Source organism: Amycolatopsis pittospori (genome assembly GCF_013870525.1).
GTDB classification, from domain to species: domain Bacteria; phylum Actinomycetota; class Actinomycetes; order Mycobacteriales; family Pseudonocardiaceae; genus Amycolatopsis; species Amycolatopsis pittospori.
Genome location: NZ_JACBXD010000139.1, coordinates 1 through 13,585 on the forward strand (window position 1 = coordinate 1; position 13,585 = coordinate 13,585).

Below are 13,585 nucleotides of genomic sequence, written 5' to 3' on the forward strand. Positions count from 1 at the left end.
ATCCGGTCGCCGACGCCGTCGCCCAGGCCTGGGACCGAGGGCCCGCCGAAGCGGCGTCGGCCGCTCACCGGGCACTGTGGCCGTCTTCGGCCCGTACTGTGCACGGCCTGCGACGGCACGGGTTGCGCGCGTTGTGCGGGATGCCGCCCGAACTCGTCCCGGAGTTCTTCGAACTGTTCTTCACACTGCCCAGCGCGCTCCAGCGGGCTTTCACGTCCGGTCACGAGGATATTTCGGGTACCGCCGAAGCGATGTCGGCACTTTTCCGAATGGCGCCCTGGCAAGTAAGAAAACACCTGATCGGGTGGCATGGACTACGCCGTTCTAGGTAACCCTGGTGCCTTCCCGATGAACATCAGTTGACACGTGTTTCGTTTCCCACCGTCACCGGCGAACATTCGATCGTGACGTTGCAGATCGCTGTCCGCTTCGCTTACCAGCCGTTGTACAGCCTGCACACCGGTGGCGTCGTCGCGTTCGAAGCCCTGGCGCGGCCGGAGCGCGGCACCGCCCACGAACTGCTCGCCGACGCCCGGCGCAGCGGCAGGCTGGCCGAGGTCGACATCGGCCTCGCCGCCGAAGCGGTCCGCCGGCAGGCCGAGCCGCACACCACACTCCCCCTGCACCTGAACCTGTCCGCGCGGACGCTGGCCGCACCCGTGTCCCGGTTCGAACCGCTGACCGAGGCCCTCGGTCTGGCCGGCCGCCGGACCAGGGACGTCGTGCTGGAGATCGGGCCGCCGTTCTCCCAGGTCCCCGCCGACCAGTTGCTCGGCGGCATGCGACGGCTCGCCGACCTGGGCTTCCGGCTCGCGCTCGACGGCCTCGGCCGTGGCGACCTCCCGCTCACGCTGCTCGCCTCCGCGCCGATCGACCTGGTGAAACTGGACCGCAGTGTGCTGCGGGGCCTGCCGCACGACCCGGCCGCCGTCGCGGTGGTCGAGGCGTTGCTGCACTTCGCCTCCCGTACCGACAACCGGCTCGTCGCCACCGGTCTCGAAACCACCGAGCAGCTGGAGTCGGCGCGGCGGCTCGGGGTCCGGATCGCGCAGGGCAACCTGCTCGCGCCGCCGGACGGCGACCACGCCCCGCTGCCCGCCCCGGACGCGCCCGGCCCGTTCATCCCCGGTACCGCGCGTGCCCGCCGCGTCGGCGACTTCCTCCGGCCCGCGACCACCCTGCCCGAAAGCGCCACCTGCGACGACGTCCGCGAGGTGCTGGCCGCCACCGACGGGCCGAGCGGCATCGTCGGCATCGACGACCGGCACCGTCCACAGTGGTCGATCGACCGGACGCGGTTCCTGGTCGCGGTGACCGGGTTGTACGGCCACGCCCTGCACGCCAAACGGCCCGCGTCGCGGCTCGCCGACCGGCCGCACACCATCCACGCCGACGCGAGCGCGCTCGAATTCCTCGAACTGGTCACCGACGCGGACTGGAGCCGGACCGGCGACGACGTCGTGGTGGTCGACGATCGCGGCCGTTGTCTCGGCGTGGTGCTGGTGAACGAGGTCGTCCGGGGCGTGGCCGAGGCGAAGGTCGAGGAGGCCGTCTCGCTGAGCCCGCTGACCCGGCTTCCCGGCAGCGACGCCGTCGCGAGGGACGTCGACCGCCGGATCAACGCGCGGGAGCCGTTCGTCGCGGCCTGGCTGGACGTCGACTCGTTCAAGACGGTCAACGACACCGCCGGCTTCGCCGCGGGCGACGATCTGATCCGCACCCTCGGCCGGACGCTCACCGATCTGGAGTCACGGCTGCGCCGGATGCGGGTCAGCCACGTCGGCGGGGACGACTTCCTGATCGCCTGCGACGTCGACGAGATCGGCACGGTCGCCGCCGCCCTGCTGGACACGCCGTGGTCGGCCGACGAGCTGCCGGTGACGGTTTCCCTCGCGACCCTGGTCTGCGGGAACGGCGCGATCCGGTCCTACAAGGACGCTTCCCGGCTGTTGGCGCCCTTGAAGAAACGCGCCAAGGAGGTGCCCGGGTCGAGCTGGGTACTCGGGCGGCCGGGCTCCGACCGCGTCGAGGTCCTGCGCGGGATCACGACACGCGGCCTCCCCGCGCAACGCGCCGCCGCCGGCTTCTGACCCCCTCCCGCATTTAGTCCTCTTAATGCGGTAGTTGCACGCGCAAGTACCGCATTCAGAGGACTAAATGCGGTGGGTTCAGAGGTCGTGGGCGGCGCGGTAGGCGGAGAAGCGCTCGTCGACCTCGCCGGCGGTGAGCCCGAAGTCCGCCAGGTCGTACCGGTGCACGGGTTTCCTTTCCCCGGAACGGCTTTTGGCGTGCAGAGTGGTCATCGCGTCACGCGCTTCGCCACTCAACGGCAGGCCGAAATGCCGGTAGACACCCTCGACGGTCCCGATCGGGTCGGCCACGAAATCCTCGTACCGGACATCGCAGAACTGCGCCGGATCGTGCCGCGTTCGCGCTTCCAGCGACTTTTCCGCGCCCCGCGCCCACAAATCCAGCTGACCACGGCCGATGACCTCCCCGTGGAAGACGTCGGACCAGCCGTCCGAGGCCTGTTCGTTCAGGCTGCACACCGACGCGATGATCGTGCTCGGCGCGCGATGGGTCTGCACGATCAGCGCGTCCGGGTAGACCTCCAGCAGCGCGTCGAGCGCGAACAGATGGCTCGGGTTCTTGAGCACCCAGCGGCGTCCGGCGTCAGGCAGGCCGATCAACTGCAGGTTGCGGCGATGCCTGCGGTAGGCGTCGGTCCAGTCCTGCCCGTCCAGCCAGCGCGAGTACGACGGCACCTGCGCGAGGCATTCGTAGGACACCGATTTCAGCGACTGCCGCAGCAGTTGCCAGCATTCCTCGACCTGATCGGCCGACATATGGTGCAGGCCCATGAACTCGGGATGTTCGACGTGGTGCTTCTCGTAACCCGCCTGGATCCCCTGGAACACCGGGTTCTCCGCCCAGGTCTCTCGCGGCGGACGCGGTTGCGGCACCTCCGTCAGCCAGACCTCCAGGCCCTGGTGCGCCGGATCCTCGGTGAGCAGCCGGTGCAGCGCCGTCGTCCCGGTTCGGGGCAGACCGGTGACGAAGATCGGCCGCTCGACGGGGACCTCGGCGTGGCCGGGATTCTGCTTCCACGACGCCTCGCTCAGTGACCTCGCCACCAAGGCGCCGCGCAGGAACGCGCGATGGATCTTGTTGCCGTACGGCGTCAGACCCGCCTCGGCGGCATACGAATCCAGCAGGACGCGGAGGCCTTCGAGATGGTCTTCCCCGCCGAAGTCGTCCAGTCCGGTGAGTTTCGCCGCGGAAGCGTGCAGATCCTCGACGGTGCCGACGTTTTCCCGCCCTGGAAGCATCTTCTCCCCTTCAGTGGTGGTATTCGCCGGCGTTGACGTCGAGGCATTGCCCGGTGACGCACCGGGCCAGCGACGAGGCCAGGAAAACGACGGTGTCGGCGATCTCGTCCGGTTCCGGGAGGCGGCGCAGGTCGATCGTCTCCGCCGTCTCCGCGTACACCTGTTCCGGCGTCACACCGCGTTCCTTGGCCAGGTAAGCGAAGTACCACTTCAGCGAGTCCGCCCAGATGTAGCCGGGCGCCACGGAATTGACCCGGATCCCGCGCGGGCCGAGTTCCGAGGCGAGGCTCTGCGCGAGCGCCAGCAGACTCGACTTCGCCATCTTGTACGCGCCGAACGTCCGCCGGGAATGCCGCAGCACGGCCGAATTGATCATCACCACCGAGCCGCCGCTCTCCGCCAGCGAGGCCGTGAAGAGCCGCGTGAGCCGGAGCGCGGCGAGCACGTTGGTCTCGAAGCCCGCCCGGACGGCGTCCAGATCGACGTCGGCGAGGTCCATGATCGGCGGGATCGCGAAAGCGTTGTTCACCAGGGCATCCACCCGGCCGAACGCCTTCAAGGCGGCTTCGGTGAGGTTCGCGGCCGAGACGTCGTCGGTGATATCGGTGGGCACGGTGACCGCGCGGCGGCCGAGCGCGTCGACCTCCTTGGCGACCTCCGCGAGCCGGGATTCCGTGCGGGCGGCGAGGACGACGTCGGCGCCCGCCGCGGCGCAGCGCACGGCGATGGACCGGCCGAGCCCCGGGCCGACCCCGGAGACCACGACCACCTTGTCCTGCAAGAGATCCGTCATCCCAGCATCCTCGCCGCGACGGCCGTCTGACGGTCCGCGATCCGGCTCGCCCACTCCTCCGGGGTCACGCGTGCCTCGTCGTGGAACGGCAGCCTGTCGGCGAGTTCGCCGAATTTGCACACCTCGACCTCGGGACCGTCGGCCTCGTCCAGCGCGCGGGAAAGCCGTTGCCAGCGGATCTGGACGTAGCCGCGGTCGTGCCCGGTGCGTTCGAGCCAGTTGGCGAGGCCCGGGTCGCGTTCGCTGATCACGAAGCGGATCTTTCCGTCCGGGTCGACCCGCGCCTGGTCGGCGGTGAGGCTGGTCTGGTGGTTGATGTAGTCCAGCGAGAGGTACCAGATGCTGCCGAGCTGGATGCCCTGGTACGGCGCGTCCGAGCGGGGCACGGTGACGATCATGACCTCTTCGTCGCCGAGTTCGTAGTGCCCGGCCGACGAGTACTGCGTGGTCAGGCCGCCCGGAGTGGGGCGTGGTTCGGTCATCGTGTTCACCGGAAGGTTCAGGTAGAACCACTTCGGGAAGGCGAGGAAGGTGCGGAGCCTGCTCAGCAGGATCTTCCCGGTGACGCCGTAGCGCTTGGCCAGCAGGTCGCGGGTGAGCGGCGCGGGTGAGCCGCCCGCCGTGTCCGCGCACTGGATCTGGATCGTGCCGCGGCGTTCGGTGGCCCAGTCGCTGTACACCTCGCGGACCACGAGCATCGACGAGCCGGGGCCCAGGACGAAGTAATGGGGTCCGGGGTCGGGTTTCGCCGGGCCGAAGCGGAGTTCGAACGAGCCGTCGCCGGCGATCTCGATCTCCCGGTCGTCGAAGGCGGCGAGGCTGTCCGGCACCTCGACCGGCGAGTAGTCGCCGTTGAGGATCTGGAAACTGACGTCGGCCGTGCTGCCCCGCGTCCCCGTGACGACGTACTCGCGGTCCTCGCGGATGTTCGCGTTGAAGTACAGCGTGTCCGGGTTGTCCAGGCCCATTTTCGTGTACGGGCCGGTGGACTGGGTGAAATACGGGTAATCCCGTTCGTAGGCCCAGGCCATCTGCAAGGACGCGCGGATACTGCCCGCGAGGTAGTCGTACCCCTCGACCAGATCCTGCTCGGTCCTGATGTGCGGCGCCTCGGCGATGACCTTCTCGGCTTCGGCGATCGCGTCGGCGAACGGTCGAGTGAGCACCGGCGACTCCTCATGCTGGTACAAATACGTACCGGCTTGGTACGTTCTTCGCGGGATCAGACTAGAACGCGTTCTAAGGATGGGTCAATGACCGTGACTCGGCGCTCTCCGCCGACCGAACGGGTCGTGCGGCTGCTCGACTTCTTCGCCACGCGTCCCGGACAGCGCTTCGGCCTTTCGGAACTCGCGCGCGCACTGGATCTGGCCAAGCCGACCTGCCTGGGCATCGTGACCGAGCTGACCGCGGGCGGCTATCTGGTCCGGGATCCCAGGCCGGTCACCTACCGGCTCGGACCGGCGATGATCGCCGCGGGCCGGGTCGCGGGTGAGGGATTCGGCGCGAGCGAGGTCGCGCGACGGCACCTGGAAGACCTGAGCAGGCGGTACGGCGCCACGTGCACCGCGTCGGCCGTGGTCGGTGACCGGATCCTGATGCTGCAGAGCGCCGGACCGGGCCGGGTCAAACTCGGCGAGACGTACCCGTTCGCGCCGCCGGTCGGGCTCATGTACGTGCTGTGGGACTCCGACGCCGCGTTCGACGCCTGGCTCGCCAAACCCCCGGCCGTGCCGGTGCGACTGGACGAAACCCACCTGCGCCGCGTCGTCGCCGAATGCCGCGAACACGGCTATCTCGTGGAAAGCCTGACCTCGGCGGGACGCCGGCTCTACTCGCTGATGGCCGGAGTCGGCGCGGAGGAGCTACCGCCGGAAGTCCGGGGCCTGGTCGGAGAACTCGTCTCGAGCCTCGGCGAGCGCGTCTACCTCGGCGCGGACCTCGAACCGCGCCACAAACACGCGGTGAGCCTGCTCGCCGCGCCGACGTTCGACGCCACCGGACGGCAGGAACTGGTGCTCACCCTGTCGGTCGGCGAGCCGATCACCGGCGCCGAGATCGCGCGGCGGGGCGCCGCACTGGCCGCCACCGCCGACGCCGTCACCACCGAGTCCGGCGGCCGCCGCGTTTAGTCCTGCCGCGTTAGTCCTGCCGCGTTTAGTCCTCTGAATGCGGTAGTTGCGCGTGCATGGACCGCATTCAGAGGACTAAATGCCTGGAAGGCGGGTGGAGGACCACAGGTTCGCGGTGAGCTTGAAGCTCGGCAGGTCGTCGGTCGACATCATCGTTTCGTACAGCCGGTCGTACCGGGTCGACGCGGTCTGCCAGACGCCGTCCACGCGCCGGTAGGTGTCCTCGTAGAACGCCGCCCCCTCGATCACCACCTTGTGTTCGGGCACGATCACCTTGTCCCGCATCAGCCAGGAGCCCTTCGCGGTGTCCCCGTCGATGTCGATCTCCTGCTGACCGGCGAAGTGCACCGTCGTGATCCCCGGCCCGACGGCCTTCCGAAAGAAGCCGACGATCGCCTCGCGGCCTTCGAAGGTCAGGGGTTCTCCGTAGGACGGCGTGCCGTAGCGCGCGTGCGCGTCGACGGTCAGGGTCTCGGCCATCTCGTCCCACAGCTTGAGGTCGAGGCACCGGAGGTAGCGGGCTTTCAGGCGTCGGATCTCTTCGAGTGCGACCAGGTCCATGACGGACAGCGTCCTCCTCCTCTTGACCAAGCACAAGAACTTGTTCTACTTTTTCGATCTCGAACCACGGAGGTCACGATGGCGTCCCCGGCCTACGAGCTCACCCATCTCGAAGCACTCGAAGCCGAAGCCGTGCACATTTTCCGCGAGGTCGCGGCGACCTTCGAGCGGCCCGTCCTGCTGTTCTCCGGCGGCAAGGACTCGATGGTGATGCTCCACGTGGCGGCCAAGGCGTTCTGGCCCGCGCCACCGCCGTTCCCGGTGATGCACGTCGACACCGGGCACAATTTCGACGAGGTCATCGAGTTCCGTGACCGCACGGTCGACACCTACGGACTCCGGCTCGTCGTCTCCAGCGTCCAGGACGACATCGACGCGGGCAGGGTCGTCGAGGATCCGAAGGCCGGCCGGAACCGGCTCCAGACCGCTGCCCTGCTTCGGGCGATCCGCGAGCACTCTTTCGACGCGGTCTTCGGCGGCGCGCGACGCGACGAAGAGAAGGCCCGCGCGAAGGAGCGAGTGTTCAGCTTCCGCGACGAGTTCGGCCAGTGGGATCCCCGCAATCAGCGGCCGGAACTCTGGGACCTCTACAACGGCAGGCACCGCAAGGGCGAGCACATCCGTGTCTTCCCGCTGTCGAACTGGACAGAACTCGACATCTGGCAGTACATCGAGGCCGAGGACGTCGACCTGCCGTCGCTCTACTATTCGCACCGCCGCCGAGTGGTCCAGCGGGACGGGATGCTGCTCGCGGACACCCGTTTCCTCACCCTGGGCGAAGGCGAAACCCCTTACGAGGCAACGGTTCGCTTTCGCACGGTCGGCGACGCGACCTGCACCGGCTGCGTCGAGTCGGCGGCGACGTCACCCGCCGAGGTGGTCGCCGAGGTGGCCGTCAGCCGGCTCACCGAACGCGGCGCCACCCGTGCCGACGACCGGATCTCGGAGGCGGGCATGGAAGACCGGAAGAAGGAAGGCTACTTCTGATGGGGGCCTCACAGCTGGTCCGCATCGCGACCGCGGGCAGCGTCGACGACGGGAAATCGACCCTGATCGGCCGTTTGCTGTTCGATTCCAAAACGGTCTTCACCGACCAGCTCGAAGCCATCGAACGCACCAGCCGCGACCGCGGCGAGGCTTATCCGAACCTCGCGCTGCTGACCGACGGCCTGCGCGCCGAACGGGAACAGGGCATCACCATCGACGTCGCCCATCGGTATTTCGCGACGCCCCAACGCAAGTTCATCATCGCCGACACCCCGGGACACGTGCAGTACACCCGGAACATGGTGACCGGAGCGTCCACGGCGGACCTCGCGCTTGTCTTGATCGACGCACGCAAGGGCGTACTCGAACAATCGCGCCGGCACGCCTTCCTGGCCAGCCTGCTGGGAATCCCGCATCTGGTGTTGTGCGTCAACAAAATGGACCTCGTCGACTGGTCCCAGGAACGCTTCGAGGAGATCCGTGAGGACTTCCGCCGCTTCGCCATGAAACTCCAGGTGCACGACCTGACGTTCGTGCCGATGTCGGCGCTGCACGGGGACAACGTCGTGCATCGCGGTACCAGCATGCCTTGGTACGAAGGGACTTCGCTGCTGCACCATCTCGAACAGGTGCACGTGGCCTCGGATCGCAACCTCATCGACGCGCGATTCCCGGTGCAGTACGTGATCCGCGAGCACAGCCGCGACTTCCGGGGTTACGCGGGCACCGTCGCGGGCGGGGTGTTCAAACCCGGCGACGAGGTCACCGTGCTGCCCTCGGGTTTCACCACGACGGTCCGGGCGATCTGGGGTCCGGGCGGCACCGCGGTCACCGAGGCCTTCGCCTCGCAGGCCGTCACGATCGAACTCGACGACGAACTCGATCTCAGCCGCGGCGACCTCATCTGCCGCCCGGGCAACCGCCCGCACACCGGCCGGGATGTGGACGCGATGGTCTGCTGGTTTTCCGAACAAGGCACGCTCTCCCCCGGTGCGAGCTACGTCGTGCGGCACACCACCCGCGAGACCAAGGCCGAGATCCGCGACCTCGACTACCGGCTCGACGTCACCACCCTCCACCGCGACGAGACCGCGAAGTCGTTGTCCCTCAACGAGATCGGTCGGATCAGGCTGCGCTCACGGCAACCGCTGCTGTTCGACGCCTACCGCCGCAACCGCTCCACCGGCGGCTTCCTCCTCGTCGACGAGCATTCCGGCGCCACCGTGGCGGCGGGTATGATCACCGGTCCCAGCGTCACGACGTCGAACGTCGTCTGGCATACCGCCGCGGTCACCAGGACGGAACGCGCGACGCGTGGCCTCACCGTCTGGCTCACCGGGCTTTCCGCCTCGGGGAAGTCGAGCGTGGCCGTCGAGCTGGAGCGCAGACTGGTCGCGTCCGGCAGGCCCGCGTACCTGCTCGACGGCGACAACCTCCGACACGGGCTGAACGGGAATCTCGGGTTCGGCCCGGCGGATCGCGCCGAGAACGTGCGCCGCGTCGCGGAGGTCGCGAAACTGTTCGCCGACGCCGGTGTCGTGTCGGTGGTCTCGCTGATCAGCCCGTACCAGGCCGATCGCGAACTCGCCCGCGCCGCGCACGAAGCGGCCGGCCTGCCGTTCCTCGAAGTCTTCGTCGACACCCCGCTCGAGGTCTGCGAAGACCGCGACCCCAAGGGGATGTACGCGAAGGCCAGGGCGGGCGAGATCAGCGGGTTCACCGGTGTCGACGCGCCCTACGAACGCCCGGAGACCCCGGATCTGGTGCTGCGCCCGGAAAACGGGGATCCGGCCGCGATGGCCGCGCTGATCCTCGCCGCCCTGGAGTCGTGAACCGCCGCTTGACGCCCCGGCCTCACGGCAAGGTTGTGAAAGCCACTTTCGCAACCTTCAGTGTTGCGAAAGTGGCTTTCACAACGTGTCTCAGCGGCAGACCCCGCGACCGAACACCTTTGCCTTGCCCCTCGACGTCAGCCGCCGTTGGAAGCCCGGTACGGCGCGGCGGCGTAGGTGCGGGCGGTGGTCGAGGTCAGCCTTTCGACCGTGCGGAACATCGACTTCCCGAGCTTCGCCCGCGCCTTCAGCGCCGGATGCGTCGCCGCGTAGTCGTCCTTGTTCACCGCCGGGTCGCCGTCGAACTCGCCCGAGGCGAACAGCGAATAGGTCAGGACCGGCTTGCCGTCGGCGCTGAACATGACGCCGGCCTCGTTGCGGCCGTCGTTGAACCAGCCCGCCTTGGTGGCGACCCGCAGCCGCTCGGCCGAGGTCAGATCGAGCCGCACGCCGTCGGTGAACGCGCTCAGCGAACGCAGGATGTTCAGCAGGTACTCGGTCGACTTCGCCGAAAGCAGCGTGCCGCCGACCAGCTTCTGCAGCAGGGTGTGCGTCTCGGCCGGGGTGGTCGTGCCGAGGAAGAAGCGGTTCGGGTTCGCCACCGGGACGACCTGGGTGTGCACGAATCCCTTGTCCCGCAGGATCTGGTTGAGCTCCGCGGCGGGGCAGACGAGCCCGCACAGGCGGACCGCGGTGTTGTCGGACAGCGTCAGCAGCGCGGCCATCGCGTGCCCGAGGGTCACCGAACTCGGGTACGCGCCGTCAAGCCCGAAGATGCCGTCGGTGTCCTTGATGACGATGTCGGCGGTGACGTCGACCCGCTGGTCCAAAGTGAGCAGTCCACGGTCGATCTTGTCGAGCACCGCCGTGGCGACCGCGATCTTGTTGACGCTGTAGGCCTCGACGACCGCGTCGGCGCGTTCGGAGACGGCGGGCACCAGGGCTCCGGCGGAGTCCGCGACGCTGACGTAGGACGACCAGGTGCCACCCGCATTCGCGGTCTCCCGGGCGTAGACCTGGGAGATCCGGCGAGCGGCGGAAGACGCGTCGGCGGCGGCGGTGTCGGCATCGGCCTCTTGAGCGCCGGCGACCTGCGCCGTACCGAGCACCGCACCCGCGGCCGCGACCGTGCCCAGCCCCAGCAGGCGACGGCGGTTGACGTTGGTATCCACCCAGGAACTCCCCACTTCGAGCGAGTGTTTGTGGAATTCAACCTACCGCGTTCAGCCCGCCGGGGTGACGAACCCGGTGTCATAGGCCTTGATCACCGCTTGTGTCCGGTCCCTCGCGCCGAGTTTCGAAAGGACGTTCCCGACATGCGTCTTGACCGTCTGCACGCCGAGGTACAGCTCGCCCGCGATCTCCACATTGGACAGACCGCCCGCCATCAACCGCAGCACCTCGCGTTCCCGTTCGGTGAGCCCGGCTTCGGCGAGGCCGTCCTGCGGGCCGCGTTTGGCCTGCTGCGACGCCAGCCGGCGGATCGCGGCCGGGAACAGCAGGGACTCCCCCGCCGCCACGGTCCGGATCGCCGCGACGATCTCTTCCGGACGGGCCCGCTTCAGCAGGAATCCGCTCGCGCCGGCGAGCAGGGCGTCGTAGACGTAGTCGTCGTTCTCGAAGGTGGTCACCACGATCACCTTCGGCGGATTGTCCATAGTGGACATCAGATGCTCGGTCGCGCGGATGCCGTCGATCGAAGGCATGCGGACGTCCATCAGCACGACGTCGGGTTTGAACCGCGAGACCAGGCCGGGGACTTCGGCGCCGTCGGCCGCCTCGCCCACGACCTCCAGATCCGGCTCGGAGGCCACGATCGCCCGCAATCCGGCCCGGATCAGCTGTTCGTCGTCGACCAGCAGTACACCGACGCTCATCGCCGTTTCCCCCATGGCACCGCCACCTCGACTTCCCACCGTCCGTCCGCACGGCCCGCGGTGATCGTGCCACCGAGCACGTCCACGCGTTCCGCCATCCCCCGCAGCCCCCGGCCGCCACCGTCGCGCGACGGCGCCGTAGCCGCGCCGAGCGGGTTGGACACCCGCAGCCGCAACAGCTCCGCCCCGGCGTCGACGAGCACCGTCACCGGCACCTTACCGGCGTGCCGTAGCGCGTTGGTCAGGCATTCCTGCAGGATCCGGTACGCCTCGCGGGAGACGACCGGCGGGACCGACGACGGCTCGCCCCGCACCTCGGCCGCCACTTCCGCACCCGCCAGGCGGGTCGCCTCGATCAGGGAGGACAGCTCTCCCAGCCCGGCTTGCGGCGTCCGGCCCGAAGCCTCGTCCCGCAGCAGGCCCAAGACGTGGTCGAGGTCGTCGAGGGCGGCGCGCGCGGACTCCTCGATCGCGGTCAGCGCCTGTTCGGTGAAGTCCGGATCGGACCGCAGAGTCCGGCGCGCGGCCCCGGCCTGGATCGTCACCACGCTCAGCGCGTGCCCGACCGAGTCGTGCAGTTCCCGCGCCAGCCGGTTGCGTTCGGCGAGCTGTTCCGTGCGCTTCTCCAGCTGCGCGATCCGCTCGGCGGCCGAGATCCCCAGGAGGCTCTTGGCGACGCGGGTCAGCACCGCGCCGGCGATCCAGACGCCGTACGCCAGCGCGACGAGCCCGAGCAGGAACGCCGCCGGGATCCACGCGCTCACCCAGCCCTTCGGCACCAGAATCGGGTCCTCAGTGGACAGTGCGATCCGGCCGCTGAACGGCGCCGCGATCGCGAAGCCGAAGGCGACCGGGACGAACAGGCTCACCAGGCTGACGACGCATCCGGATCCCACGTGCAGCAGGAACATCGCGCTCGACCGGAGCCGGACGGGCCAGTTCCCCGCGGGCCCGAAGGTCACTCCGGGCACCGGGTCGTCCAGCAGTTCCCGCACGGCCGCGCCCTCCAGCACGCGGACGGCGGGGAGGAACGACGACCCGACCATCACCAGGACGACGGTGATCAGCGCGATGACGACCCCGCGCCCCACTGTCACGACGAGCGGCAGCAGCGAAGGCACCACGATGGCGGCGAAGAGCAGATACGGCACGCTGAGGGCGCCGCCGAGGATGAAGTACACCCACCGGCGGTAGGTCGCCCGGTCCACGAGCGGGCCGAAAAGTCGCATGCGCTCTTTCTAGCGTGTGCCGGCGCCGCGCGGATCCCTCAGCAGTATCTCCGCGATCTCCCTCGCGAGCGTGACCCGATGGGAGTCCCCGTCGATACCGGTATGCGCCACGGCGCCCTCCAGCAGCAGGAAGATCTGCTCCGCGAGCCGCTCCGGTTCGGCGGCGTGCGGCGCGTCCTCGCGGATGAGTTCGGCGAACTTCGCCCGCACCGCGGCCTTGTGCCGCCGGATCACGTCGAGACCGGGATGCCCTGCGGGCAGTTCGGCGGCGGCGTTGAGGAACGCGCAACCCCGGTCACTCCCGAGTCCCGGATGGTCGATGTAGGCGTCGAAGACCGTCAGCGCCCGAGGCACGCCGGCCTCGGCCAGGCGTTCTTCGAGATACGCCCACCAGACGTCGTGACGGCTTCGCAGATACGCGACCGTGAGCTCGGTCTTCGACCCGAAGCACGCGTACAGCGTCTTCTTCGTGACGCCGGCGGCCTCGGCAATGGCCGCGACGCCCACCGCGTTCAGGCCGTCCCGGTAGAACAGCGTGCTCGCCGCGCTCAGGACACGTTCGCCGGCTGGGGTCAGCATGCCTCGACTATACCGATCGGTTGACCTGAGCGCGAAATGCGGGAACACTCCCTGGGTATACCGACCGGTATACATCTGGAGGATGATCGATAGTGTCTTCGCACAAACGAGAGGTGACGCTCACCGCTGCGGGGTTGTCGCTGATCGCGGTGTCCTACGGGCTCGCGAGGTACGCGTACGGCCTCTTCGCACCGACACTCCGGACCGAGTTCGACCTCGACGGCGGCGCGCTCGGCGCCATCGCCGCGGGCAGCTACGTCGCCTAC

12 protein-coding genes and 1 pseudogene are annotated in these 13,585 nt (G+C 68.8%); 5 read left to right on the plus strand and 8 right to left on the minus strand.

The features are described from left to right. Together H5J31_RS39670 and H5J31_RS37880 are read left to right on the plus strand one after the other, a co-directional pair. A pseudogene (locus H5J31_RS39670) lies at nucleotides 1–332 on the plus strand (lycopene cyclase family protein); the annotation flags it as partial. 72 nt (nucleotides 333–404) lie between these two features. Beyond that, nucleotides 405–2,090 carry a GGDEF domain-containing protein gene (locus tag H5J31_RS37880; protein WP_181777476.1) on the plus strand — a complete coding sequence of 562 codons (1,686 nt, stop codon included), beginning with the start codon at nucleotides 405–407 and terminating at the stop codon, nucleotides 2,088–2,090. 78 nt (nucleotides 2,091–2,168) lie between these two features. On the opposite strand, the gene H5J31_RS37885 is transcribed toward H5J31_RS37880, so the two are convergent. Genes H5J31_RS37885 through H5J31_RS37895 form a run of 3 tightly spaced genes read right to left on the minus strand, consistent with a single transcriptional unit; the run spans nucleotide 2,169 to nucleotide 5,288 of the window. After that, on the minus strand, nucleotides 2,169–3,329 hold the full coding sequence (locus tag H5J31_RS37885) for a sulfotransferase family protein (protein WP_181777477.1): 1,161 nt from the start codon (nucleotides 3,327–3,329) through the stop codon (nucleotides 2,169–2,171). Nucleotides 3,330–3,339: 10 nt separating this feature from the next. Further along, nucleotides 3,340–4,122: an SDR family oxidoreductase gene (locus H5J31_RS37890; protein ID WP_181777478.1), complete on the minus strand. Its 783-nt coding sequence runs from the start codon at nucleotides 4,120–4,122 to the stop codon at nucleotides 3,340–3,342. Further along, the gene (locus tag H5J31_RS37895) at nucleotides 4,119–5,288 is read right to left on the minus strand and encodes a hypothetical protein (protein ID WP_181777479.1); all 1,170 of its coding nucleotides are present in this window, start codon (nucleotides 5,286–5,288) and stop codon (nucleotides 4,119–4,121) included. The genes H5J31_RS37890 and H5J31_RS37895 overlap by 4 nt, the downstream gene beginning before the upstream one ends. A 93-nt stretch (nucleotides 5,289–5,381) precedes the next feature. Between H5J31_RS37895 and H5J31_RS37900 the strand changes: the two genes are divergently transcribed. Next, nucleotides 5,382–6,254 (plus strand): helix-turn-helix domain-containing protein, encoded by an 873-nt coding sequence (locus tag H5J31_RS37900; protein WP_328701719.1) that lies wholly within the window; start codon nucleotides 5,382–5,384, stop codon nucleotides 6,252–6,254. A gap of 75 nt (nucleotides 6,255–6,329) precedes the next feature. Here H5J31_RS37900 and H5J31_RS37905 read toward each other — a convergent pair whose 3' ends face one another. Next, entirely contained in the window at nucleotides 6,330–6,815 is a 486-nt protein-coding gene (locus H5J31_RS37905; protein WP_181777481.1) for a nuclear transport factor 2 family protein, read from the minus strand. A gap of 78 nt (nucleotides 6,816–6,893) precedes the next feature. On the opposite strand from H5J31_RS37905, the gene cysD reads away from it, so the two are divergent. Together cysD and cysC are read left to right on the plus strand one after the other, a co-directional pair. After that, nucleotides 6,894–7,802 carry a sulfate adenylyltransferase subunit CysD gene (gene cysD / locus H5J31_RS37910; RefSeq protein WP_181777482.1) on the plus strand — a complete coding sequence of 303 codons (909 nt, stop codon included), beginning with the start codon at nucleotides 6,894–6,896 and terminating at the stop codon, nucleotides 7,800–7,802. After that, complete coding sequence (gene cysC / locus H5J31_RS37915; protein WP_181777483.1) at nucleotides 7,802–9,634, plus strand: adenylyl-sulfate kinase; 1,833 nt, start codon at nucleotides 7,802–7,804, stop codon at nucleotides 9,632–9,634. The genes cysD and cysC overlap by 1 nt, the downstream gene beginning before the upstream one ends. A 137-nt stretch (nucleotides 9,635–9,771) precedes the next feature. Here the strand turns inward: cysC and H5J31_RS37920 are convergent, their stop codons facing one another. Genes H5J31_RS37920 through H5J31_RS37935 form a run of 4 tightly spaced genes read right to left on the minus strand, consistent with a single transcriptional unit; the run spans nucleotide 9,772 to nucleotide 13,319 of the window. Next, a complete protein-coding gene (locus H5J31_RS37920; RefSeq protein ID WP_181777484.1) occupies nucleotides 9,772–10,806 on the minus strand; it encodes a serine hydrolase in 1,035 nt (344 codons plus the stop codon). A gap of 51 nt (nucleotides 10,807–10,857) precedes the next feature. After that, nucleotides 10,858–11,511 carry a response regulator gene (locus tag H5J31_RS37925; protein WP_181777485.1) on the minus strand — a complete coding sequence of 218 codons (654 nt, stop codon included), beginning with the start codon at nucleotides 11,509–11,511 and terminating at the stop codon, nucleotides 10,858–10,860. Further along, nucleotides 11,508–12,740, minus strand: a complete 1,233-nt coding sequence (locus tag H5J31_RS37930) for a sensor histidine kinase (protein ID WP_181777486.1) — start codon at nucleotides 12,738–12,740, stop codon at nucleotides 11,508–11,510. The genes H5J31_RS37925 and H5J31_RS37930 overlap by 4 nt, the downstream gene beginning before the upstream one ends. A gap of 9 nt (nucleotides 12,741–12,749) precedes the next feature. Then, nucleotides 12,750–13,319 (minus strand): TetR/AcrR family transcriptional regulator, encoded by a 570-nt coding sequence (locus tag H5J31_RS37935; protein WP_181777487.1) that lies wholly within the window; start codon nucleotides 13,317–13,319, stop codon nucleotides 12,750–12,752. Nucleotides 13,320–13,585: the final 266 nt, after the last annotated feature.